General features: G+C 50.9%; 18 protein-coding genes and 1 pseudogene. 5 read left to right on the forward strand and 14 right to left on the reverse strand.

Annotation, left to right across the window (positions count from 1 at the left end; all coding sequences use genetic code 11):
* Nucleotide 1: 1 nt before the first annotated feature.
* The 9 genes from ACZ5ZZ_RS11340 to ACZ5ZZ_RS11380 form a co-directional block, all read right to left on the reverse strand.
* On the reverse strand, nucleotides 2-1,459 hold the full coding sequence (locus tag ACZ5ZZ_RS11340; protein WP_464139441.1) for a fibrinogen-like YCDxxxxGGGW domain-containing protein: 1,458 nt from the start codon (nucleotides 1,457-1,459) through the stop codon (nucleotides 2-4).
* 18 nt (nucleotides 1,460-1,477) lie between these two features.
* The gene (locus ACZ5ZZ_RS11345) at nucleotides 1,478-2,905 is read right to left on the reverse strand and encodes a fibrinogen-like YCDxxxxGGGW domain-containing protein (RefSeq protein WP_464139443.1); all 1,428 of its coding nucleotides are present in this window, start codon (nucleotides 2,903-2,905) and stop codon (nucleotides 1,478-1,480) included.
* Nucleotides 2,906-2,909: 4 nt separating this feature from the next.
* The gene (locus ACZ5ZZ_RS11350) at nucleotides 2,910-7,034 is read right to left on the reverse strand and encodes a tail fiber domain-containing protein (RefSeq protein ID WP_464139445.1); all 4,125 of its coding nucleotides are present in this window, start codon (nucleotides 7,032-7,034) and stop codon (nucleotides 2,910-2,912) included.
* Nucleotides 7,035-7,189: 155 nt separating this feature from the next.
* Complete coding sequence (locus ACZ5ZZ_RS11355) at nucleotides 7,190-10,876, reverse strand: ABC transporter transmembrane domain-containing protein (RefSeq protein ID WP_464139447.1); 3,687 nt, start codon at nucleotides 10,874-10,876, stop codon at nucleotides 7,190-7,192.
* A 282-nt stretch (nucleotides 10,877-11,158) separates the two neighbouring features.
* On the reverse strand, nucleotides 11,159-12,448 hold the full coding sequence (locus ACZ5ZZ_RS11360; protein WP_464131224.1) for a putative Na+/H+ antiporter: 1,290 nt from the start codon (nucleotides 12,446-12,448) through the stop codon (nucleotides 11,159-11,161).
* 95 nt (nucleotides 12,449-12,543) lie between these two features.
* A complete protein-coding gene (locus tag ACZ5ZZ_RS11365) occupies nucleotides 12,544-12,840 on the reverse strand; it encodes a hypothetical protein (protein ID WP_464131225.1) in 297 nt (98 codons plus the stop codon).
* Complete coding sequence (locus tag ACZ5ZZ_RS11370) at nucleotides 12,837-13,574, reverse strand: hypothetical protein (protein WP_464139449.1); 738 nt, start codon at nucleotides 13,572-13,574, stop codon at nucleotides 12,837-12,839. Before ACZ5ZZ_RS11370 ends, ACZ5ZZ_RS11365 begins: the two co-directional genes overlap by 4 nt.
* Before the next feature lie 100 nt (nucleotides 13,575-13,674).
* Nucleotides 13,675-14,526 (reverse strand): HNH endonuclease family protein, encoded by an 852-nt coding sequence (locus ACZ5ZZ_RS11375; protein ID WP_464131227.1) that lies wholly within the window; start codon nucleotides 14,524-14,526, stop codon nucleotides 13,675-13,677.
* 140 nt (nucleotides 14,527-14,666) lie between these two features.
* Entirely contained in the window at nucleotides 14,667-15,434 is a 768-nt protein-coding gene (locus tag ACZ5ZZ_RS11380) for a hypothetical protein (RefSeq protein ID WP_464139452.1), read from the reverse strand.
* Nucleotides 15,435-15,628: 194 nt separating this feature from the next.
* Between ACZ5ZZ_RS11380 and ACZ5ZZ_RS11385 the strand changes: the two genes are divergently transcribed.
* The gene (locus ACZ5ZZ_RS11385) at nucleotides 15,629-16,645 is read left to right on the forward strand and encodes a hypothetical protein (protein WP_464131229.1); all 1,017 of its coding nucleotides are present in this window, start codon (nucleotides 15,629-15,631) and stop codon (nucleotides 16,643-16,645) included.
* A gap of 11 nt (nucleotides 16,646-16,656) precedes the next feature.
* Nucleotides 16,657-17,361, forward strand: a complete 705-nt coding sequence (locus ACZ5ZZ_RS11390) for a Crp/Fnr family transcriptional regulator (protein ID WP_464131230.1) — start codon at nucleotides 16,657-16,659, stop codon at nucleotides 17,359-17,361.
* A gap of 33 nt (nucleotides 17,362-17,394) precedes the next feature.
* Here the strand turns inward: ACZ5ZZ_RS11390 and ACZ5ZZ_RS11395 are convergent, their stop codons facing one another.
* On the reverse strand, nucleotides 17,395-18,669 hold the full coding sequence (locus ACZ5ZZ_RS11395) for an acetyl-CoA hydrolase/transferase family protein (RefSeq protein ID WP_464139455.1): 1,275 nt from the start codon (nucleotides 18,667-18,669) through the stop codon (nucleotides 17,395-17,397).
* Nucleotides 18,670-18,775: 106 nt separating this feature from the next.
* Between ACZ5ZZ_RS11395 and ACZ5ZZ_RS11400 the strand changes: the two genes are divergently transcribed.
* The 3 genes from ACZ5ZZ_RS11400 to nrdD all read left to right on the forward strand — a co-directional run bounded on the left by ACZ5ZZ_RS11400 (nucleotide 18,776) and on the right by nrdD (nucleotide 21,880).
* Nucleotides 18,776-19,420, forward strand: coding sequence for a Crp/Fnr family transcriptional regulator (locus ACZ5ZZ_RS11400; RefSeq protein WP_464120636.1), 645 nt, complete (start codon nucleotides 18,776-18,778; stop codon nucleotides 19,418-19,420).
* 97 nt (nucleotides 19,421-19,517) lie between these two features.
* Entirely contained in the window at nucleotides 19,518-19,985 is a 468-nt protein-coding gene (nrdG, locus tag ACZ5ZZ_RS11405) for an anaerobic ribonucleoside-triphosphate reductase activating protein (protein ID WP_464139458.1), read from the forward strand.
* Nucleotides 19,982-21,880: an anaerobic ribonucleoside-triphosphate reductase gene (gene nrdD / locus ACZ5ZZ_RS11410; protein WP_464139460.1), complete on the forward strand. Its 1,899-nt coding sequence runs from the start codon at nucleotides 19,982-19,984 to the stop codon at nucleotides 21,878-21,880. Before nrdG ends, nrdD begins: the two co-directional genes overlap by 4 nt.
* Here nrdD and ACZ5ZZ_RS11415 read toward each other — a convergent pair.
* The 4 genes and pseudogenes from ACZ5ZZ_RS11415 to ACZ5ZZ_RS11430 all read right to left on the reverse strand — a co-directional run.
* Nucleotides 21,822-22,886: pseudogene (locus ACZ5ZZ_RS11415) on the reverse strand (NnrS family protein); the annotation flags it as partial. The gene nrdD and the pseudogene ACZ5ZZ_RS11415 overlap by 59 nt on opposite strands.
* 103 nt (nucleotides 22,887-22,989) lie before the next feature.
* A complete protein-coding gene (locus ACZ5ZZ_RS11420) occupies nucleotides 22,990-23,127 on the reverse strand; it encodes a hypothetical protein (RefSeq protein WP_464120633.1) in 138 nt (45 codons plus the stop codon).
* A 111-nt stretch (nucleotides 23,128-23,238) separates the two neighbouring features.
* Nucleotides 23,239-24,693: a methyl-accepting chemotaxis protein gene (locus ACZ5ZZ_RS11425; RefSeq protein ID WP_464131234.1), complete on the reverse strand. Its 1,455-nt coding sequence runs from the start codon at nucleotides 24,691-24,693 to the stop codon at nucleotides 23,239-23,241.
* 60 nt (nucleotides 24,694-24,753) lie between these two features.
* Nucleotides 24,754-25,275, reverse strand: a complete 522-nt coding sequence (locus tag ACZ5ZZ_RS11430) for a hypothetical protein (protein ID WP_464139462.1) — start codon at nucleotides 25,273-25,275, stop codon at nucleotides 24,754-24,756.
* Between the last annotated feature and the right edge of the window lie 129 nt (nucleotides 25,276-25,404).

The following is a 25,404-nucleotide window of genomic DNA, read 5'->3' on the forward strand; positions in this document are numbered from 1 at the left end:
TTTATTTCACCCAAAGTTCAACCCGGGGCACTCCCACCCCAGACCCCGCCACCGTGTCTGACGCTGGATACCCCACCGGAGTCCCCCAGGTCGCGCTGATCATGCCGATGCCGTAGAACCAATCAGAATGCCCAACAGATCCATCCGCCAGCGCCTGAGGCGCAGTGCTGAGCTCCAATCCCCCCCACAAATTACTGGTGGACTGAATGGCCACAGCTGTGTAGCCCGCAACTGGGGACGTCGTGAAGTTACTGGTCTGAGTCCACCAGTTTCGCAGTGACGAAGTTCCCGGCCAGTTTATTTTCAACTCCAGCTTACCACTGCGATAGAATCCAGCAAGCCGATTTAAAATGGAATACTTGGTTGCCAGCGGAGTCGTCGAATTCAGATTCAAAGCTTCGGCTTTACTGGCAAAGACACCTGAAGCAACATAGTCATGATAGAAGATGCGGGTCCAGCCGCCTCCATCAGTGGTCATATCACAGTAAACTGGAATCTTTGTCCCCGTGTTTCCCGGGTCAATTGTATACAAACCATTTCCGTTCGATGCACCCGCATCCAAAATGGCTTTGCAGGAATTGTAGTTTGTCACAGTGTCATCTTCTTTGATCCACAAATTGACCTCACTGACTCCGGCGCCGCTGCCCAGGACAGGACTTGCCATGGGTATCCCGGCCGGGTTTCCATAGGCGACCGTGGAACCAATAGCGTACCACCAGTCCGAACGCTGTGCCGATCCGTCCAACAAGGCTTGATTCGAATTCGCAGGCCCATGAGTTCCGTTACCAAGCTCCAACCCATTCCAGTAGTCAGAGTGCAGATTCACTGCAATTGGAACAACCCCGGCAGTGATGACATCACTTGTGGGATTCGTGGTTTGCAACCAGATATTTTTCTGCGAATATCCCGGCCAGGTCTGACGGAAGCGGTATTTTCCATTCGCAACGAAGTCACCAATTTTGTTAACGACAGAATAAAGATTCCCCGTCGGAGCGGCCGTGTTCTTGCTCAGCGCATCGGCCGTGTTTGCGAAATACCCTCCGGCAATATTGTGGCGGAAGATCCGTGTCCATCCGCCTCCGTCCGTGGTCATGTCACAGGAGACCTGATACTGAGCATTCCCCCCCAACCCGTCCGAGTCGATTGTATAAATTCCGTCGGCGGGACTTCCCAGAGTGTCTTTGATCTCTTTGCAGGATTTGGGATAACACTGCGTCGCCACGATGAAAGCAGGCTTGCTGGCAGCCGTGAAAGCGCTCCACTCGGTGCTGGTTTTCGTTGGTACAAACAAATCACTGGAGGCGTGATTGTTCTGAATATGATAACAAGATCCTTCTGCTCCATAGGGCAGATACAGGCGCAAAGAGCCACTCACGGGAATACGGTACCCTTCACCGAGAGTGTTGATTCCCAGGATGAATGGCGCTGTAAAGATCATCATGGCTGTACGCAGTTTCATATTCGATCACGTCCCACTTTAACGAAGATAGAACTTAAAGCTACAAGCATTCCCCTTGCCACTGTAACAGACTTCCGTGGCTTTGTAGCTGGGAACGATCCCTTCGTTCCCGGCGTTGAAGGCAATATTGAAGGCATCTGAAAGGTTGTAGTGATCATTGGCCGTCTGACCGGCACACCCGGCGGTGCGGCTGGTATGGCGAAGGTTGCCGGTGCACTTGGTGGTATTATAGTCCCAGTTTCCTCCGGCCAGATCAATGATCGGTGCGCCGCTGTTGTAAGACGGCGATACAAACATGGCATCGGTCGTGTTCACTGCAATCGAAAACGCTTCGGGATTTACGGAAGCCTGCTGAGTCGGCATTAAGTGTTTGCCTGCCGCCGCCAGATTGTAAGTGTTCACAAAGAAATCATTCGGCGTCGTGCCGGTCACAGCACCATTCGAATAAGCCACCAATGTCCAGCCACCACCTGAGGTAGTCATATCACAGTAGACTTCATAAGGAGCCGTCACCCCTGCTCCATCAATATCAATAGTGTAAATGCCATCCCCCTTGGACGCCCCGGCGTTCAGAATGGCCTTACATGAATTATACAGCGTGTGGGTATTGTCCTCCCGAATCCAAAGATTCACTTCGGAAACACCGTGACTGGCTCCCAATACATCTGATGCGGGAAGCCCCGGCGGCGCCGATCCCCAGACGACGTAAGCACCCACGGAATAATACCAGTTGGCGTGATTGACGGAACCATCTAAAAATGAAGACGTAGAGGCCGGACCATGAGCCCCGTTGGACAACTCCAGCCCCCCCCAATAATTGGTATACCCCTGCACGAACTCGGTCGTATAACCCGCCACATTCACATCGGTCGTGGGATTGGTTGTTTGAAACCAGATATTCTTTAATTCTTCGCCCGGCCAGGTCAGCCGGAAGTGATATCGATTGCCCGAGGTTTTAAAATTATCGATACGATTTAAGATTGAATGCAAATCCGCTGTGGGATTGGCGGCATTCTTCGACAAAGCATCCGTGGCATCAGCAAAGTACCCACCCGCAATGTTATGTCTGAATAAGCGGGTCCAGCCCCCTCCATCAGTGGTCATGTCACAGTAGACAGGAAATGGAGAACTCCCCGTCGGATCGACGTAATAAACACCGTCTCCTTCAGAGCCGTTGTTATTTAAAATATCCAAACATGAGGTGCAGTTCCCCAAGGTCACGCCGGCTGGCAAGTTGGAACGAAAAGCCGTCCACTCCGCCGCGGCTTTGGTAGGCACAAAAAAGTCTTTGGTGGCATTGGCGTTGATGACCTTCTTACAGACATTGTGGGCCTGAATGGCTTTGGTCGTGGAACGATTGACCCGGTGACCCGTGTCCTGGGTGTTCAGCGCCAAAAGTAAGGGCGCTGTGCTTAGAATAAAAAAGATCTTCCATGCATGTCTCACAGGTTTACTTTCCCTTCAAAAGGGCCTGTTCCAGACGCTCCAAGCGCTGTTTCAAATCCTGATTTTCCTTTTCCAACTGTTGCATGCGGGTTTCAGCGTTCTGCTGAACACTGGCCAGTCCGCGGGACACAGAAGCCATCTGACTCTGACAAAGCTCTCTGTCTGCCAGACGCTCGGCGTGTTCCTGCTTCAGGGCCTCAACCAGAATGGCTGTGATATTTCCGTACTGAACTGATTTATAGCCTGAGACCTTGTCCGTCTTCACCAGTTCCGGATACACGGCTTCCACTTCCTGGGCGATGAAACCGACAGTTTTTTCCTGGTTGTTCTTCCAGACGAAGTTCACACCACGAAGCTTCAGCAGTTTTTCCAGAGCCTGAGGCAGCGTCACCACGTCTTTCTTTAAGCGAGCATCTGAGGTGTAGAGATAAGACGCCGCTTTAACGTTACCAGTAACCTCCAAGGCCTCGCTCGGAGCTGAATTTCCTATGCCCACTTTACCATCATAGGTGACAATCATGCGGTCAACGCTATTATGCTTAATTTCCATCAAGTTGGATGTATTTCCAGTCTTTCCATTTAAGACGAGTAAGCGTCCTCCGAAGTTTCCATTTCCAATGGTTAACATCGGTACCGTTGAGTTGACACTGGTATCCATCGTGACTCGACCACTCCAATCCACAGAGATGGCACTTGAACCGCCGGCCATATCGACTTTAAATGGCGGTTCGGAAGCTCGCTGCTTTACATGTAAAGTTGAAGTGGGAACTGTGACTCCAATACCCACTTTGCCATCTTCTGTAAAACGCACGGATTCAGAATCTTTGGGTTTAAAGATAATATGGGCTTCGTCTGCATCGTCGGCCATCGTTCGGATCTTGAGGCCCTGATAATCATACATCATCTGGAAATAATCCACCGTCGATTCCCAGGATCGGTCCATTCGGAAAGAGCTCGCCCAGGTATCATCCTTTTCGGTGATATGTAGAGCAGTCAATGGAGTGCCAGCACCGATCCCCACCAATCCTGCACTGTCTACAGTCATGCGCGCCACGCCGTTGGTTTCCAGAATCAGCGAGTGAGCTGTGTTAGTCCCTAAAGTCGCATTTGCACCGAAGCTGTTCCCACCGTTCACAAAGACATCCGTCAAACCATATCCGGCGGCCGTTGTGGGATTTGTTCCCGCAGTCACACGACCGTAAGCATCCGTCGTCACCGAGCGATAGGTACCTGCCGTACCCACAGTTGGCAGATCCGCCGCTGCGATGGCCCGGAACGCCGGTGCGCCCGCACCGCCTGAAGCCGGACCTGCAAAGAATGAATTCTGCGCCTGGTTGGCAAAGTTCGCCGCCGTCACTGAAATCGACTGACACAGGAACGTGTCAGTCGCGGCATTATAATACATTGTCTGCGAAGCAGAACACGCCGTGCTGGCAAACACTCCACCAAAAGGAGTGATGGTGGAACGCAGATCGCCCAGTTGCAAGAAGGCTGGTGCATACTGCGTGGTGCCGTTGTAGCGCAGCACCTGACCTGCAGCTGTAGGCGCTGTGGCACTAACTGCTGTTCCTTGTACCTTGGTCACCGTGAACGCACCTGCACTGGTCATGGACACATCCCCAGAAGGCGCTACGGCTGTTGCCACACTGGATCCATTACCCACGCGGATATTGCCCGGAGCCAGTGTCGCAGAAAGTTTATTATTGAAAGTCGTCCAGTCCGCAGAGGACAGATAACCATTCTGAGTTCCGTTAGCCACCTGAATGCCGATGTTTGGCGCGCTGGCGGTCCCGGAATTCACAATGGGAGAAGTCACAGCCACCCCAGTGGTCACCGCAGGCGTGGTCCAGGAAAGATTTCCAGAGGCATCTGTCGTCAGAACCTGATTCGCCGCGCCGACTGCTGTCGGGAATCTCAACACATAAGAGGAAGACACATTTGTCGGAGCCTGCAAGGTCACCGTGTTGGAACCTGAATCACGCAACACCACAGAGCCCACACTGACGGCGCCTGCGGCAAAGTTGCCAGAGCCATCACGTTTCACGATCGTGCTGGCGGTATTTAAATTTGTTGCGGCATTTGCTGCCACCGTCGCACTGTTCACATTGGCTGCCGAAGAACCACCCACGGAATTCACCGTTGCACTGACGGCTCCGTTTCCAGACGCTGTCACGTCCCCGGTTAAGGACGTGATCGTACCACCAGCTCCCGCGGAAGAAGCAATGGCCACCCACGCCCCCGAGTTGTACTGATAGATAACCTTTGTATCCGAAGCAAAGTAGATCGCCCCTGCCGCCGGGCTGACCGGTTTCGCCGCATCGGTGCCGGATTGAATACTTGGAGAACCCCCGGCATTTGAAACCAAAGCGTCCGTGATGCCATATCCAGAAAGCGTTGTAGGTTTGCCGGAAGTGATTTTTGACCAATCCAGATTAGGAATGTCACCTGCCGCAAGTCCCGTCGATGCCGTCACACGCCCTTTGGTGTCATAAGTGATCTTAGTCCCTGTGCCACCGGCCCCGATGGCCGCCAGTGTGGGACTTGGATAAGTTCCGGTTAAATCCCCACCTGCTGCCCCGGAAGGAGCACGGGAGTTTGTTAAGCGAGAGTCATTACCCAGAACAACTTCCGCCGCCGCCGCATCACCTGCTGCCGGAGTGTTTTTCACAGCCGCAGTGCCCAGCCCCAAGTTGGTTCGCGCCGTGGCTGCGGTCGCGGTCAGTTCGCTCAGATTATTGGCGGGATTCAACGGTGTGAAGCCCAAAGCATTTTGTTTTCCACTAAAGACAATCCAGTCACTGGCTGACAAATAACCGTCGGTGGAATTGTCCGCTTTGGTGATGGAAATCTGCGGCGTCGTTCCGCCGTTTGTGACAGACAATGGCGCCGTGGCGGAAACATTCGTCACTGTTCCTCCGGCATTGCTGTCATTGGAAGCGACCCATTTCCCAGAGGCGTTAAACTTCAGAACCTGACCTGTTGTCGGCGCTGCCGTGAAGTCCAGATCATAGCCCTTGATTTTTTCAACCACCGTCGCGCTTTGCGTGCCCGTGACATCCCCAGCAAGACTTCCGGTGAAATTGGCTGACACAGAGGCCGAGCCCACAGCCAAAGAAGTTTGATTGGCACAAGTCCAACCCGTACCGGCGTTCCAGACCATCACCTGACCTGCGGAACAATAGAACGGCTCCAGGGTGTCCCCTGTTGCTGAATCCGTTTTCACAAGACGGTTGATACCTGGATTTGCAAAAAGTTTTGACGTTGAAATCGCCTGATCTGCAATCTTCGCCGTGGTCACCGCATTATCGGCCAACCCCGGATTAGGATAGGTTCCGGACAAAGCGCCACCAGCTGTTCCTGATGGTGTACGAGCGTTCGTAAAGCGCGCATCATCACCAGCCGCCACGGTACCTGAAGTTGTGCCGACATTCAAAGTGATCACAGGATTTACTGTATCTGCAGAAACCGTCAAATACGGGTTGCTTCCCGCTGACGCAGTCACAGTTTTGACAGTCCCGCCACTGGCACCTGCCACCGCCGCACAGCCAAATTCCTTATTGATCGCATCCCAGGTCAGGAAGCTGCCCGAGTCACAGTTCAAGTTCCCGTTAACTTCATTTTTCATGACAAAATCAGATGCCACGTTCGAACCCAGCTTCGCAGCAGACGCCGCAAAGCCCGAGAATGGAACTGTGCGAATCTCACTGTCTGGTGAAATCGTGTTCCACTGAGCGCCGTCATAAAAACGCACACGCAGGAAGCGGCCGTCCGTCAGGCCGGGATTGTAAGGAGAGTTCCCGTCACACACCAAAGGCAAAGCGTTGTTAAACGCATCCAATATGGTGAAGCTTGGGTTGTTTCCCCCCGGATAGTTGTGTGCGCTTCCGATCTTCACATCGAAAACACCACCCGAATTCACCATGTTGACGTTATTAAGTTGTTCCCGATACAGAACACAGGTTTTGTTCGGAGCCAGAACCGTAAACTCGAATGCCACCGCCGCGTATTCCAGCGGTTGCCCGTTACTTTTAACGATACGGCCCTGATAGGTTAAGGCTGCCGGGGCCGCGTGAGCAGTCCCGAAACCGAAAATAAGAAGGAGTGCAGTGAACGTTCCTTTTAATCCCATGCATTAACTATCGGAACATTTTGATAGTTTTTTAATTACACTACCTAAATAGAAGACAAAAAATCACAAATTGTTACATGGATCTCATTTATTCGTCTCAACTTGAGACCTCAAAAGCACCATGCAGGGATTTAGGTCCTGCATGGCCTTCTTATTTACACAAGACTTTCTTCAATTTCCTCTTTGGAAAACTCGGCTGGTCGGCGAATGGACTTCACTTCTCCGGCCAGAATCTCGACGATCTGGTCACAGTCCTCGATCGTTCCCAGACGATGGGCGATAATCAGCATCGTCACTCCGGCAAAAGAGGATCGAATCACCTTCTGCAACAACGCATCGGTTTGCACATCGACGCTGGCCGTGGCCTCGTCCATCACAATCACTCGTGCCTTGGTCAAAAGCGCCCGCGCCAGACACAGCAGTTGCCGCTGCCCCTGGCTCAGGTTCAAACCACCCTCAGAAACTTCGGAAGCCAGTCCCTTAGGCAGGCTGGAAACATAGCTCCACATGGAGGCGTGTTTTAAAGCACCGATGACTTCCTCATCCGTGTACTCGTTATACCGATCCAGGTTGTTGCGGATCGTGCCCATGAACAAGGTCGGGTCCTGGGGAATGATGGCCAGACTTCGGCGCAGCTTTTCCAGCGGCACGCTTGCGATGTCGATTCCATCAATCGCGATATGACCTTCTTCCGCCTCGATAAAGCGGAACAACGACTGGAAGAAGGTGCTTTTCCCCGAACCTGTGCGACCGATAATGCCCACGCGACTTCCCGCTTCGACCTTGAAAGTGATTCCCTTCAAAACCAATGGCAGATGGGACGCGTACCGCACTTTCAGATTCTCAACCGAGATTTCTCCGCGCTCGGGCCAAGTCGGACGTAAAGGCTCTGACGGCGCTTTCAGCACAGACTCCTCCGCCGGAAGATTTGAGAAGTACTTCAAACGCTCAATGGAGGTCATGCGCGACTCAATGTCTGCAAACACGCGGACACCCCAATTCAAGAAGCCCCAGAAGGACAGTGAATACAGGGTCACCAGACCTGCGGTTCCCGCATCCATCACCCCAGCGTAAGCAGACAAACTGACACCAACGGCAGTGCTCATGGAAATCACACCACCAATCAGCGGAATCCGCGAAGAAAACCAGCGATTGATCAGATAGTGCGCATGGAACATGCGATTGCTGTGTGCCAGCTTCGCATAAAAATTATCCATAAACCACGGAGCCTTGTTAAAGCTGCGAATCACCACCAGCCCCTGCAAACTTTCTTTGAAATGTGCATATCTCGGCGATCTTGCCACACTGTCAAAACGTTTCACTTCCCGGGCCGGACGACGATAGTCCTTTTGCAGCACATAGTACAAAACCATCACTGGCAAAATCACCACGACCATCAACGGCATCAAAGTCAAAATCAGGGCCATCGAAACAACCACCTGCAAAGCACAATGTACGGCGGAATCAAAGCTCCACTGCAAATAGACATCCACCGATTCCACGTCACGGGAAAAACGCTGAATGATCCGCCCCACCGGCGTTGAATCGAAGAAACGAACCGGCGATGACAAAACACTTTTCAGCATCTTGTCATGCATGTTCTTCCCGGCACGAATTCCCCGGTCCAGCCAGAACAAGTGATTCACCAATGAACCCACCAGAACTGCTATACCAATCAAACCATAAATTCCAATGGCCGTCAGAGCCACCCATTGTGTCTGATGATCTGAATAGTAAGACAGCCAGGCTTTTTGCGCCAAGGGCAGCAACGTAGCCGCCACTGCCCCCGTCAACAACAATCCCAAAATCAACGGCTTGGTGTACTTACCATCCCCGCCCAGTGAGCTGATGTAGTCCCAATACACGGATCCTTTGACAGCACCGACCTCTCGATCCTCGTCCTCAGTGACACGCACATTCTTGCTTTCCACAGCTTCCTGCAGGCTGGAAATATCCTGGGCCACCTCGCTGACACTGACGGATTCGCCTTCGCCTTGAGATTTTCCATGCTCTTTATAAAAATCTGCAAAGGCCGGAAGCTTTAACAGCTCTTCATAAGTGCCCTGCCCCTGAATCCTTCCCTTCTCAATAAAAATCACTTGATCAAAACTGGACAGGAACTCCAGGCGATGGGTGACCACCACTCGAGTTGTGTCTTTCCAGGCACCAAAAATCAGGCGCTCACATAAAAGCTTTTCAGTTTCAGCATCCACGGCAGACAATGGGTCGTCCAAAAGCACCACCTGCGGTTTGCGCAAAAATGCCCGTGCCAAAGCCACACGCTGCTTTTGTCCGCCAGACAGGTTGACACCTTTTTCACCGATCTCTGTGCGCAGGCCGCCGGACCACTCTTTCAGGTCACGACTGAGGCAACTGTTGTGCAAGGCCCGGCGCAAGTCTTCCTTGGAAACCTCTTCACCAAACTGCAGATTTTCCAGCAAAGAACTGTTGATAATGTAGGCTTCCTGCGGAACATAGGCCATGCGCGGTCGACCGGGCATTTCCGGTGTGAACTTGATCTGCCCTTCACGTGGATGAAGTTCCCCCAAAAGACTCATTAACAAGGAACTTTTCCCCGCACCGACTGGCCCCACTATAGCCAGTGAACTTCCTGCCGGAACCTGCAGATTCAAATTTGATAAAACATCCTGGCTGTTGCCATCAAAACGCAAACTGACGTTCTGCAACTGCACACCGACACAAGCACCCGCATCAGCTCTTTCTTCCGTGGAGATTTCCACTTCATCTTCCTGCAGGTATTCCAAAATACGGCGGGCCCCCACCATCGCGTTCGTCGCACGAGAGATCAAACGAGACAGATCCCCGAAAGGTCCTTCCAACAAACCAAACAAGGAAATGCAGGTAAAGATGATGGCCGCATCCAGTTTTTCCCCGCGCCAGGAATGAACTGCCAGGGCGACAAAAAGAACCAATGTTGAAACCGCCAGATACCCCAGACTGGAAACAACTTCCGCCTTGGCCAGGCGACGACGGCTGCTAAGTTCTTTTTCACGAACCTCTGTGACTTCCTTGGAAACACTCTTTTCCCAGGCAAAATACTTCACCACGCGAATAGCATTCATCGCCTGGGTCATCAGCGTCACCCGGTGATCGCGATGAGCCATCATTTCCTCATCCAACCGCGTGAACTTCTTGGCCACATAGTTGGTCAAAGGAGCCAGGGTGAAAAGCACCACCAGCGCCGCCAAAGCCGACCAGCCGATGTAATAGAAGAGCATGATCACCACGCCCACTATCAGAAAGACCGCAGAAACAAAGTCCCCCAGAACCATGGCAAAATCTGAAGCGTTTTCAGAGTCGGTGCTCATGTGGTTGACGATATCGCCCACCTGATTTTTCTGCCGTGCCTTCTGGCTCAGCTTCAAGCTGTGACGGAACAACTTCTCATTCAGGATGTTGGTCATCACCTGATAGGCTTTTAAACCGTTGAAGAAGTAATGTTGCATGAAAAGCCCGGACAAAAAGCCACAGAAGCCAAGCAACACCCCAAAGGTCAGGGCCGTCGGTAAGGTCTCTGGCGTCACACCTGCAGAAATAACACTGACAAAACGATTCACCAAAACAGGCGATAACAGCGCCAGAACAGAGCTTGCCAGATACCAGGTATAAGAGGGCCAGGTGTACTTGCGCAAAGCCCGGATCAAAGAAAATAGCAGCGCCCGCGGACTGCTCCACTTGATTTCATCCAGGTTGATCTGACCGTGCTGTGGGTGCAGATCGGCCGGCAATGCCATCAGATCATTTTCATCAATATGCTTGGTTTTGGCCAGTTTCACCAAGGGTGTCACGTCAGCAAATAACAAACGTCGGAACAAATTCATAAAGAATCCATAACTGCCCTTTTGGGGCTGTAAAAAACAAAAAATAAATTTTCAGAAGAATAAGACGCCTAATAAGGGTGTCTTAGAACTGTGACAGAAGAAGGCTCTGCATAGAGATCAACTTCATCGAAGTGTTGATAAAATTAATCATCATAATGTGCCTCCTTCCCTTTGTGAGATGATTCAGCGTAACCCAAAAAAAAGGGGCTTGTCCAGCCCCCTCAAAGAATAAATTAAAAAGAATCCTATAATAGAGCCCGAAGTACTGTTTTGACAGGCCTTTTACAGCAGCCACAAACAGCTGATCGCAACGGCCGTCGGGATCACAGCGGCGATCAGAAGATTCAAAGGTTTGATTCCACCGGGGAACTTATGGCTTAAAATCGAATACCCTGCTGCATTCGGAGCGTTGGCAATAATCGTCAAACCACCCCCGGCGATGGCACCGGCCACCAGTGCATATTTGCTGGCCTCACTTAAACCTTCCACCTGAGATCCGAGATAAGTCAAAGCTGCATTGTCCGTGATAGCAGTCAATCCCACCGCTCCCTTAAATAGCAACAAATCACTCATGCTGCCCAGAAGCGGCGCCAGCCACCATTTCTGGAAGGCACCAAACTGAATAATCCCCCCTAGGAACATGGCCACAAGCAGACTTTCTTTAAGGCGCAAAGTATCCTGATATCTCTGCGTGACGGCCGCAACCCCCAGGAACAACAAGAAGATGCCCATAAAGGCATTTTGATAGTGAGCCGTAACAACGATCCCGGTCAGGAATAACAAATGCACAATAGTGACCGGAACTGGGATGGCCGCCTGAGCCCCCGCAAGACGAGTCTCAACCTCACGCAAAGGGATACAACCTTCTTTGAGCTCTTTGCGGAAAATCGCCAGAAGCAAGCAGGTATTAATAGCCACCGCAATCGCACTCTTCCAACCAAAATGAGAGAAGACAAAGGCAAAGTCCCAGTTCCACTTGCCAGCCACCATCAAAATGGGAGGCGCCGCAAATGGCGTCAAAGCCCCGCCGATGGAGATGTTCACGAACAACACCGCGATCAAGGCATAAATCAGTTTGTTTGTTTCCTTCTGCAGCATCGAATTAAGCATAAAGGCCGTCACCGTCATCGCTGCAGGCTCCGTGATAAAGCTGCCGCTTAATGGCCCTAAAATCAGCACCACAAAAATATCAGTCAGAACAGCGGGCGTGCGGAAAACCCTTTGAATCAACGAACTGACAACTAAAATCCCTTTACGTCCTGCAGCCAGCACAGGTCTGGTGGAGCAGACAACCATAATGGCAAAAATAAAGAACGGTTCAATAAAGTTCAGACCCGTCTGATAAGCCATGGCTTTTTCCCAGCCTTCGATGCCGATGAAAATGGCCATAAAGAGCGCCGCCCAGATCGCGAACACCGCCTCAATTTCACCAAGCAGGTGCAAGACATTGCTCCATAACGAGTTTTTGGGAAAATGATGGGACCACGCCAAAATCCGTCCCACCATGAAGGTGTGAATAACGGCCAGGCCAAACAGAATTGTTCCGATAAGCTCAACTGTAGTGTATGTCATAAAGACATACTAAACAGACTCAAAAAGCCCTGCCAACCAGAACCGGATAACACATGCCGATTTTGCATCGAGTCCACGCAAGATCTGCGACACCGTTATTTCTTGACGCAGGCCCCTTTTAGACAGACTTGCCCGGAGGAACACAGAATTTCCTTTTCAAGCACTTCACCTTTTTGACAGGCGAATTCCAGAAGTTTTTGCGAATCCAAACACCGGTCAAATTCTTTGACGACCTGGGAATAACAGCTGTCACCAAGACAGTTTTCATCCCCCAAAGCATAAATAATCTTTCCCGCCGTTTCAGGAATCAAGCCCTTATCGGAATCCTCGCACACTTTCGCGAAGGACACTGAGGAAACACACAGAATGGCACAGACTATCACTTTTCTCATGGAGCCACCTCACAACGAAAGGCCTTGGTCAAAGAGGCGTTGGTTTTCCATTCGCGGTCTTTTTTCGGAGGACCACAATGCACGGAAAGTTCCAGCACCACCGCACATTCAGATTTACTGAGCTTTTCCGTCTTCATGCGAATGACGGAGGCATATGAACAAGGTGATTGGCACTTTTGATCCTCCAGAAAGCTGCCGAATTCATTTTTGCCCATCAGAGTTTCCTGAGCAAAGGTGCTGGCTTTTTCCTGACAGACCTTTTCATCCCCGACAAGACGAAACGCTTTTTGGAAGGACTTGTCCGTTTGCTTGACCCCGTACTTCGAAGCCTCTGCCGCGGACACCTGAAGAACCTTATAAGCTGCCGGACACGAAGGGTCAGCCACCGTGCCCGTGGGTTCTGTTTTGATTTCCACCACCGGAGAGTTCACCTTAGAGCATCCCCCTGGACATCCCCCGGATTCTTTTAAAAACGCCTGTTGAAGAGTGTTGAGCTTGTCAAAGAGCCCCTTCATTTTACTGGAAGCACTGAACACACCATAAGTGATCTCTGGCATCTTTTCAGCCTTCACTGCGGTCTTGACCTGGCAGTGAGCTTCATTCTTTTTATCGAGCTCCTGACAAAGACTTTTCAGATCCTGCACTACGGATTTTGCACCAGGCCCGCAGGACTCTGCCGCCCGCCCGGTCGTCGCGCTCAAAATCAAAACTGTAAAAAGAAGAGCTGTTTTCATAGGGAACTTATCGGCATGACAGCCCCGAAATTGAGCCGAAACAGGACCTATTTCCAGTCCTTATTTTATTACACGGTCATTACATATTCTCAGAGTAAAACTATTGGCACATCGCCAGATTGTCCGTCATGAATTGGCGCTGCCCCGCCAGCTCTGTGGCGCTGTATACGAACTGATTCACGTCACAGTGGTTTTCCTGAACCAGCTCCAGCACCCGATCTTTTTCCGGCGGTGTCAGCCCCAGGGACCAGATCATTTTCACCTTCAACCATTGCACCAAATACTGACAGCGATATGCTGGATTGGGTGGCATGTAACCTTCAGGAGTTTTATCGCTTTTCGAGGCATTTTCCTTTCCATAGACCGCCAGTAAATGGAAGCCATTCCCCAGGAAATTGCCATACAGACAGCGCTTGGTTCTAGTCCACTTATAGGCACCGCTCAGATAGGCGTTTTTCAACGGCACAAAGTGATCAATCTGAATTTCACTGGCCCGCGTGTAAGAACGATCCCCATAAGGGTCCTGCCACTTCCCCGCAGCCACCGAGCAACCATTGGAGGAAAAGTCCACTGGGCTTTCCGAGTCGCGAATCAACACCTTGGCCCGCGTATTGTAACAGACATCATCCCGACGATCATTCACCCATCCCCCAAAATGCTTGGAGCGATTGTAGGGCTCGGTGACAGCACCATAACTTTCATTGTGGTGATCAAACTGCAAAAGAGAATACAAACGGGCGCGTAACTCAGTGAAAAAATCTTCAGAATCAGACAGGAACTCATGGGCGACAGTCAAAGGATCCGAAAACGAGGAGGAGGAATTTTGCGGCGATTCCCCTTCCTTGACGGTGTAGTAGTCATCAAATCGGGGGTTGGCGAGATAATTTTCAGCCAGGGCCTGAGATTTTCCGAAAGTGGCCACCAACATCATCACAAGAAGCGATTTCTTCATGAAGTCTCCAAATCCTTTTAGAGCATCGTTGTTTTCTTATTAGAAAAAGAAATTCGCTTATTTGCAAAGAATAAATCGCGAGCTGGAAAACAAAAACAGAAAACGAACAAAAAGCCGCAAGGGCCACCCCGTGCGCCTGATCACCAGACAGAGAAATTGAAGTACATGCTTTTGGGGAAGGCCTGAGTTCTTATTTCCCCGTTGTTCAGAAGAGCTCTGATGATGCCACACCTTTCGGGTTCCTTATCAAAATTGCAGACCTTTAGTTCATTCTTTAATTGCTGTAAATCGACCAGGGTTTCTTTGTCCGGCTGGTAGGCCCAGGATTCAAACAAAGGAACATCCTCGAGGGTTCCGACCTGCTTTTCCGCCCGATGGCAGGAACTGCAGTTGGTTCCCGAGCCAAAACGCACATTGCTGTAAGGTCTGCTTTTGGCGATCGGTTGCATCACCGGGAATTCTATTTCCGCCTTGATCGACGTTGTTGTAGAGGTCTGATAACTCAACTCCAGATAATCCCGTCCTCGCCCCTCCGGTACGACGGACATGTAAAGCTTTTCGTTTAAGATAAAAATGCGCGGACTGCGGTTGCCTGCGGCTGGCTGCCCGCTCATTTGACTGTTGGTTAAGGCAACATTCAGCGGGCGCTCCAGACTTTCTAAAAAGCAGCGCACTGTGACTGGCTTGGGCAATGAATTCACCAAAGCAACCACGTCTTCGATAGTTGCAGGCCGCCCGGAAACACCTCGCGGGGTTGCGCAGTCAGCTGAGGACGGCAACGCCGCCCTTTCGACAGAGTCAGAAACCGCAATGGCATCAAAGCTCGTCCCCGGAGAGCACCCAACGCCCCACCCGGAAGCCAGCAACAATGACAGGACAACAGCACCATGAGTCTTGGTAGTGTTCATGCCCTCTAGGGTAACAGCGAGCAAAACCTGCAACAAAGGTGGATATTTCATTTATTCTCTCAAGCGCGCCAGATTTGCCCTTAGAAGGAAATTCACGAAAGAACGTCTTATCTTAAGACAAAAAACGCATGAATCGCGGTGTGCAAAGAGCAAATTGTTAGACTTCCACCGCAGGATTGCCTACAACAGGGATTATGTTACGTGCCGGTCGCTTCCGCCATCGTCTGCTGGATGATGGTTTTTTAAAAAATCAAAGTGCTTTGGCACACCAATGTTTGCAACCTTTTCTGGAGCTCTGGCGCGCGAAAGCCCTGTCAGATGCGGAAATCGCGGCGGCTTATATAGCCGTTTTTGCTTTCTTGCGACGGCCTGTGGATTTTTTAGGGGGCCCTCACAATCAGCCGCTGGCGGCGCTGCCTGAAAAGCCCTCTTTTCAAGCCTCGGACTTCCTGCAGTGCCTTTGCGGGGAACTTCCTGAATCGCTTCGTCACGCCAAATCCTTGCGCCGTTTTGCTCACAGCGGGGATTTTCTATCCTACTTCTGCTCGCAAAGCTGGCGATCCATTCCCCTGTCTGTGCCACAGTCCCTGATGGCTTGGCAGGCTGGTCGCTATCCGCTGCAGCTGTGTTCTTTCGTGCCGACGCCTTTTGAAGTTCTGTCGCTACAAACTCAAGGTCAGCGCTGTGTTTCGATGCTGCAAACGCTCAATGAAATGCAGAGTTTCGTTGAAGAGGGCCGAGACGTCTTAGGATTCATTGTTCATGACCTGATTCATGCCGATCACTTTTTTGCCGATCCCGTGAAGGCGGCAGCGCAGATCCATTTCAGTCAACGCTTGGCTGTGATCTTTGCTCTGCCGAAAATTCAAGAAATGTTAAAGTCTGATGAGGTTTTCAAATCCGAGTTTGAGTATCTGATGTCGGACATGAACTCGTTTCCTCTTCACTTGCTGAAAACCCTGAAAGCCGTCCTTTTGGGCTACTTCAAACGCCGCGATGGCTTGGACATGAAAAACCCCCTGCCACCGGCAGCCGAGCGGGAGTTTCAGGAGCTGTATGAGGCCAGTCTCAAGCCTTGGAAGTTCCCCACTGAGGCACTAAATGCGGCCCAGCGTCTCAATACGCCCCTGTTCGAAAGTCCTAAAGACGAACATTTGCTACACGACGCACTCTCAATAAACTTTCATGACGGCCCGGCAATTATCTGCTAAGCTGGGGGTCTATGTCCTTAAAAAAAGACTGCGGTCACTCGCCTGTAAATCTGGATTCCTGCAAAAACTGCGAAACGCGTTTTGACAGCTTGCTGTGCTCGTCTCCGGACGTGCTGCTGCTGATGGAAAAAGCCCGCGTCACCTGTCGCTTTAAAAGTGGTCAGGTGATCTTTTATTCTGGGAATGACCCCTTGGGTATTTTCACAATTCAAAAAGGACTGGTGAAATTGGAAGTCACCTCCCCGGCCGGCGCCGCACACACGCTGCGCTTGATCGGTCCTGGTGGCACCTTGGGTTATCGCTCCCTGTTTGCCAATGAGCCTTACCATGCCTCCGCCGTGGCGGTGGAGGACTGCGAACTTTGCTTTGTGCCTAAAGCTGAAATCATGAGCATCTTTAAGACTCATCCAGAATTGGCAATGAAACTGCTTTCGCACATCTCAAAAGATCTGCGCATGGCGGAAGAAAAATGGATGGGCCAAATGGACAAAGGAGCCTCTGAACGTATCGCTGAGGCCTTGTTGTTCCTGCAAGAGCACTTCGTCCATCAAAGCTGGACTCGCCGGGAAATCGCACAGTGGGCAGGAACCACCCCTGAAACCGTGATCCGCACGCTGTCGCAATTTGAAAAAGACGGCATCATCGATCAGACTGACGGACGCAACATCCGCATTCTTTCCAAAGACAAACTGCGCGAACGCGCTGAAGTCGACTAAAGCGGCTTTCGCCGCTTATCGAAAAAATATTTCTTAGATATCGTAAAGCATCTTGTGGGCCTGACGGCTCAGCTCTTCACGCACTTCCGGCGCCGCAATGGCGATCAAGGCGTCGGCTCTTTCTTTTAAAGTTTTGCCAAATAAAGGGGCCACCCCGTATTCGGTCACGACATAATGAACGTGCGCGCGCGTGGTCGTCACACCCGCCCCCGGCTTCAAGGTCGGAACAATCTTGGAAACACCCTTCTTGGAACTGGCACGCAAGGCGATGATCGGTTTTCCTCCCGGTGACAGGGCTGCGCCTCTCATGAAGTCCATTTGGCCACCAATGCCTGAATAAATGCGGCTGCCAATGGAGTCGGCACAGATCTGTCCGGTAAGATCCACTTCGATCGCGCTGTTAATGGCGATCATCTTTGGGTTCTGACGAATGACGTGTGTATCATTCGTGTAGCTGGCATCCATCATCATGACGTCAGGATTGTCGTCGATAAAGTCATAGACTTTGCGTGAGCCGATCACAAAGCTTGAAACCACTTTGCCCGTCAGACGCGGCTTTAAACGATTGGTGATGGCCCCGGCTTTATAAAGGTCAATCAACCCGTCTGAAAACATCTCGGTGTGAATCCCCAGATCGCGATGCCCGTGCAAGGCCCGCAAGGTTGCATCCGGAATCGCACCGATTCCCATTTGCAGGGTGGCACCATCTTCAATCAGACTTGCGACATTGCGCCCGATTTGCATTTCCACATCACCAGGATCTGCTGCGGAGGCGATGTAAAGCTCCTCATCCACAGGGATCGCAAAATCGATTTTGTTAAATTCAAACTGGGATTCACCAAAGGTGCGCGGCATGCGCGGGTTGACCTGTGCAATGATTTTTTTGGCTGTGCGCACTGCCGCGATGGAAACATCCACAGACGGCCCCAGACTGCACATGCCATGACGATCTGGCGGAGACACCTGAATCAAAGCCACATCCAACGGAACAATCCCACGATAGAACAACTGAGGAACTTCACTTAAGAAAATTGGGACAAAACTGGAGTTGATATTTGCGCGGGCTTTGCGAAGATTGGCGCCATTGAAGAAACTGTGAACTTCAAAGTTCTGCTCATACTCTGGCAGTGCGTAGGAACAGTCGCCTTCTGTATGAATGGCATATATTTTCACGTTCTTAACTTCAGGAGCCCGGCGCACCAGCGCCTTGACCAATTGTTGCGGCGTTGCCGCTGCGGTGTGAATAAATACATGGTGGCCCGACTGAACTTCTTTTAAGGCTTCGTCTGCGGATACAAACTTAGGCACGACTTCCTCCGAATCAATTAGTTTGCATCCTATCCGTTTAGGTGGGTACATCAAGCTTTAACATGACGTCCGCCCCATTTCCTGCTAAATTGGTACTGAGGTGAATATGAAAAAGAATCCCGTGGATGGCTGCCCCATCTGCTCCACCCAGGAAGAGAAAGTCACAGAGCAGATTCTGAGTTTCATTCAGAAGAAAACCTATCCCAAAAATACGGTCATCTTTGAACAGGAAGAAGAGGCCAAGGGTCTTTATCTGATTGTCAAAGGCACGGTGAAAATCTCTAAAATTTCATCCAACGGTAAAGAAGTGGTCTTGGGACTTCTGGGGCCCGGCAAAACTTTTGGTGAAGGCAGCCTGCTGGGACAATCCAAACAAGCTGACACAGCTTCCGCCTCTGAAGCCTGCGAAATCTTCTACCTTCCCAAAAAAGACCTGCAGGATATCCTCGCGAAAAATCCTTTATTGTATCAATCGGTGGTGTCTTCTCTGGTGCGCTGGATGACCAATCTGAATCAGGTCATCGAAAATATCAGTACACCCTCGGCCCAGGATCGGGTTTTGAATTATCTGGAGCGCCTGCAATCCGAACAGCAAACGCCCGTGGTTCATCTGGAAGGCAAGAAGCACGAAGTGGCCCTGATGCTGGGACTGCGTCCAGAAACCTTTTCGCGCACTTTGGCAGAACTCGAGCAGCAGGACATCATTAAGATGAATCACAAACAGATTCAGATCCTGAAATCCGTGCGATAACACTGGACCACTACGGCTAGTGACCCTGATCATGATTTTGGCGGATTTGTAGTGTTCAATTAAAAGTTCTCGTGAATCCTTTTATCAGGAGCGAGACATGAACATCTACAAGTACGACATCGTTTTCCAGGAAGTTCCTCATCATATTTCTTTGGCCCTTTATATCTGTGGCTGCCCGCTCAAATGTCCGGGCTGCCATTCTCCCGAATTGTGGACCGAAAAAACCGGCACCCCGCTGACCACCCCCCTCTTACAATCTTTGATCGAAAAATATCGTCATCGTATTTCCTGTCTGCTGTTTCTGGGCGGTGAATGGCATGAGTCCGAGTTGTGCGAATTTCTGCAACTGGGGCGCAGTCATCACCTTAAAACCGCGCTGTACACGGGACTGGAAAAAGTCCCCCAACGATTGGAGCAACATCTGGATTACCTGAAAACCGGTCCATGGATTCAGGCCCGGGGCGGACTGTCCTCCCCGACAACCAATCAGGTCTTTAGGGATCTGAACACTGGAAAAGTTCTTAACCACCTCTTTCAACACAACACAAAGGAGACCTCCCTATGATCCGACTTACACCGGAACAGATTCAGAAAAAGATCGAATTCGTCCAACAATATAAAGCCGCGCCGAATGCTGCCGAAGGCTCGAAGCTGGATGCCAATGCCAATGTGACGTTGAAAAATATTGCGACACTGGAAGCAGAGATCAACAAGGACATCAATATCCAGATCAACCGCACACTGGTGCAAAACAAGATCGAAGAACTTTTCGGTCCGAACCTGGCGCAAGAGTATGTCCGCCAAATCGAAAGCCATGAAATCTATGTTCACGACGAAACATCGCTAAAACCTTATTGCGCCTCTATCTCCATGTACCCGTTGCTGTTGCAAGGCTTGAAAGATCTGGGCGGTGAATCCCAGGCCCCCCAACATCTTGAAAGCTTCTGTGGCTGTTTTGTGAATCTGGTCTTTGCCATTTCCGCGCAGTTCGCCGGAGCTGTGGCCACAGTCGAATGGTTGATGTATTTTGATCACTTTGCCCGCAAGGATTACGGCGACAACTATCTACAAACTCACACTCGCATCATCAACAATCACTTGCAACATGTTGTGTATGCCCTGAACCAGCCTGCGGCCGCGCGTGGCTATCAATCGGTGTTCTGGAATATTTCGGCTTATGACGAATACTATTTCAAATCTCTTTTTGGTGACTTTGTCTTCCCGAGCGGAGATCTGCCACAGTGGGACAGTGTCAAAAAATTACAAGCGCACTTTATGTCCTGGTTTAATGAAGAACGAAAAAAAGCGATTCTGACATTCCCTGTGGTCACCGCCGCGATGTTGATTGATGAGAACGGCCCCCGCGACAATGATTTTGCCGGCATGTGCGCCCGCGAACTCAGCGAGGGCAACAGCTTCTTCATGTATATGAGCGACTCCGCCGACAGTCTGGCCAGTTGCTGCCGCCTGCGCAACGAAATCTCGGACAACACGTTCAGCTATTCATTGGGTGCCGGAGGTGTGGCGACAGGGTCCATCAACGTTATCACCATTAATATGAACCGCCTGGTACAGCGAAAACTGGATCTGTTAACCACGGTTGAAAAAGTTCAAAAATATCAGGTCGCTTATCGCCAGTTGATGCAGGAGTATTTTGAAGCCGGATTGCTCAGTGCCTATACGGCAGGGTTTATCTCGTTGGATAAACAATTCCTGACCATCGGGATAAACGGAATGGTGGAAGCGGCGGAATACTCAGGCCTGAGCATTGCCAATGAGGCCCCTTACAAGGACTTCGTGCGGGAAAAACTGAAAATCATCTATGACGCCAATAAAAGAGCCCGTCAGAAATTTGGCTATATGTTCAACACCGAGTTTGTTCCGGCTGAAAACCTGGGGGTGAAAAACGCCCAGTGGGACCGCAAGGATGGATTATATGTCCCGCGCGACTGTTACAACTCTTATTTCTATATTGTCGAAAATGACGAAGTGAATTCATTGGACAAAATGGATCTGCATGGCAAGGAAATGATGCAATATCTGGATGGAGGTTCCGCCCTGCATTTGAATTTGGAAGAAAAGCTGACCGCCGACGGTTTTCTGAAACTGATTCGTGCCGCGGCCCTTTCCGGATGCAATTACTGGTGCGTGAATATCAAGATCACCATCTGCAATGAATGCGAACATATCGACAAAAGGACTTTGTACAAATGCAGCAGTTGTGGCAGCCCCGATGTGGACCATGCAACCCGTGTGATCGGATACCTGAAACGCATTTCTGCGTTCAGCAAGTCCCGTCAGATCGAGGCGGCCAAACGCTTCTATCACCCTACGACTTCACACGGATCATCTTCGGCAGGAAAATCCAGCCCCAGATCAACAGCCCCAGAATCCATGTATAAGACGCATAGACCAAATGAGACTGATAGATATGAGGAGCAAATCCCGCTGACAACCTAGTTAAACCGGCAAACCCCATCAACAAGGCTCCAAGGAACAACCCCTTGGAGCTTTTTTCCAGTTCCATGTTGTGCTTACCATGAGACAAAGTCACCCGGGTTGCGATCATAAAGGTCATAAGCCCCAGACCCGACACCAGGATCACATGCAGCAAATGGATTCGGAAATCCGGAACGACCACGGTCGCCCATTGTCCCAGTAACATCATCCAGGCGGAACCCCATAAAAACCAACTTTGAAAAGCTTTGCGCTGGGGTTTGCGGTGAATCTTCCAGAAGAAAAACACAATAAAGCTCATCACCAAAGCGCGCAGAACAAAACCTGCTCGCGCGTGAATCAGAACCTCCACAACGAAACTGCCCAAGAACAGCACCGCCAATAAAGAGAACAATCCAATGCGAGCCCGAACCGTCTTGCCCGCCTCGGTCGGCAACGGAGCCCATCCCAATAAAGCTGGCACCAGTCGACTGCCCACACCCATCACCAGACACAGCACATAAGCCTGCAGCAGGAAGGTACGTGCCAAGGAATACAGATTTCCGGGAACATCCAGCGACTGTCCTAACAACAAAACGACACTGCCAAACAATCCCACGGCCAATCCCACTCCGACAAACAGGAAAGAGTCCGGAGGATTGCTTTGACGATTAAAAAAACGACGGAACATATAGACCATCAAAAAAACAAACAGTGCCGTGACAACGGCGTAGAAGTAGACCTTGCTCTGTGGCAGCAAACTGGCAAAAAGGGACAGAATCAGAACCATGGAAAGATTTTGCTCCCACGGGGCCGGTTCAAAACTGGATGTGAACTTCGGGGCTGCGGTCATCAAAAAGCCTGCGACAAAACACAGGAAAAATCCACCAGACATGATTTCAGGATGATGCAGTCCCGGATAAGAAACCAGATTCCAGGGGAAAAGAATCCACAGCAAAACGCCCCAGACTCCCATCACCCAGCCCGCTGGAAAGAAATAACGATAAGCATCCATTGAAGTCGTACTCATATTAGCCTCACTTCGCCCTTTGCAGGGTCCCTAATGAACCTAACATGTGTCAATGAAGGCTGCCTTGACTCGAATCAAGAAAAAGGGGCTCTCAGCCCCCTTTTTAGCCTCCGGCCAGCCAAAGACCGACAACGGCGGCCCCACACATACCCATCGTGGCTGCAAAAATCCCGATACAGGCTCCGGAAACCATAACGGTTCCAATCACCCCACTGACAACCACATGTTTCACTGTCTCCATAAACTCCTCACTTTCATGAGGAAAGATTACGGCGTGGCTTCAAGGCAAAACATGATTCACATCAAGTCATCGCTGATTGCAAAAGCCAATCCGCGTTTTCACTGATCCCGGTCATGCCCCCAGAACCATCACGTTCAGCTCGACGGTCAGCTGCTGGGTTGTTTCGGCCAGTCCGCCGATTTCTCCACTGGTGGCAGCAATCTCTTCCGCAGAAGCCGCATTGCTTTGCGAAGCCTGATCCAGTTGGTTCATCGCCTTTCCAATCTGCTGAATGCCCGCACTTTGTTCGGCAGAGGCCGCGGCAATCTCATTATTTAAATCCGCCACTTTTTTCACGGACTCAACAATACTCCCCAGAACGACACCGCTGTTGGCGGCAATACGACTGCCTCTTTCGATCTGTTCTACTGAGGTGCTGATCAATGTGGCGATGTCCTTAGCGGCGACCGCACTTCGCTGCGCCAGACTGCGCACGGCTTCGGCCACAACGGCAAAGCCTTTCCCCTGCTCACCCGCTCGCGCCGCCTCAACCGCCGCGTTCAATGCCAGAAGATTCGTCTGGAATGCGATATCGTCGATGACGGAAATGATCTCTTCAATTTTCTTGGACGACTGTGAAATTTCATTCATGGACTGAATCAATCCACGAATCTCACTTTCGCCGGCCTCGGCGGCACTGCGCGAAGAAGCCGAAACCGCAGCCGCCTGCCGGGCATTATCTGAATTCACCTGCACCATCGAGGTGAGCTCTTCCAACGAAGCCACTGTTTCCTCTAATGAAGCCGCGGCCTCTGTGGAAGACTGGGACAGCGTGGTTCCAGCCTCGCTCAGTTGCACAACTGAAGAAGTCACATTGCCGCTGGCGCCAGACAATCTAGTGGCAATGGCTGAGATCCCGTTCGCCATGCGTGAGGAGATCAACAGGATGATTCCAATCACCGTCAAACTGGCGGTCGTGTTAATAACACCCGTCCACCAAAAGACACTGCTTTGCACGCGTTCGGATTCTTTACTTTCCTCATCAGCACGTTTTTCATAGCTTTTGGAGATTTCAAGATTGTTGCGGCCGATCTCAGTACCAATTCTCCAGATATCCCCCAGAAGAAGGGCGCGCGCCTCGGACAGATCCTCGGGATTTCCCCGCTCGACAAGTTCGACAACTTTTTCCAGCATTCCTAGATAGTGATCCTTATTCTGCTCAATGTATTGACGACCTTGTTGCTCGGCCTGGGTGCGAGCCGGGAACTTTGAATACAGTGCGAAGTTGGTCTTCCATTCAGCGATGGATTCGCGAGCGATTTCCAGACGCTGTTTTTTCAACGCCGGATCGTCAGCCACCGTCAAAGCCACAAAGATGTTATAGCCATATCGATTGCGGGCGATGATCAGATGATTGAGTGCTTTGGTTGCAGGAATGATTTCATCATGGGCTGCATCCAACAATCCCCCCACCCGGTTGATCCCATTGAAGGCCACACCGGATGAAATCACAAAACCGATCACCGGCAAAATAGCCACCGCCAACAGACGTCCACGAATTCCCTTAAACCAAGAAGCAAAACGCACCCAAAACCTCCCATGTGGCGACTTACATCGGCCCCTTTTTGTGAGATCTTTAGTTGATACTTAGTACTCACCCGGCTGGAAAATCACAACCACACCCCACGCATGTTCGACAGAGGGAATCGTTGCCTCGACGTTCAGCTCAATATTCTGGTCCCAGCGCCAGTTCACTCCGGCTTTTAGTAGCTGATCCCGGTGCAATTGTTTTTCAAGGATCACGTCCAGTTCCCCTGCCGCCACCCAGCGAACACCTGCTATAAAATCCGCAGAAAAATCGTGTTCCCCTGCGAGCTCTGAAGACACTCGTCCGTAAGGGGTCCAGCGTGCAGTCACATCCCCGGACATTTCCCCGCACAGCTGCCACACCCCTTCGCTGATATCATGTGAATAACCCGGCACAAACGCCACCTGAACAAAATCCCCCGCCCAGGTAGATACATTTCCGAAGGCCGCGCGGAGATGGGCCTCTTCCCCAGACCGCACTTCTGTTAGATTGAAAGAAGGATTTAACTTCGGTGAAAATCCATAGCCCAGTAAGGTCCCACGGGAAACCTCATCTGCTTCCCGCTGTTGTTGTAACTCCATTTGAATATTATTTTCTGGATAAACCCCTGCCAGCCCCAAAGCCATGGTTCGAAAAGAAAAAATAGTTGAAAGAAGAAATAAAAAACGCTTCATCACCAGGTCCTTTTTTTGTTTGTGGGTCCTGCAATA

The sequence above is a fragment of the Bdellovibrio sp. HM001 genome, assembly GCF_055397275.1.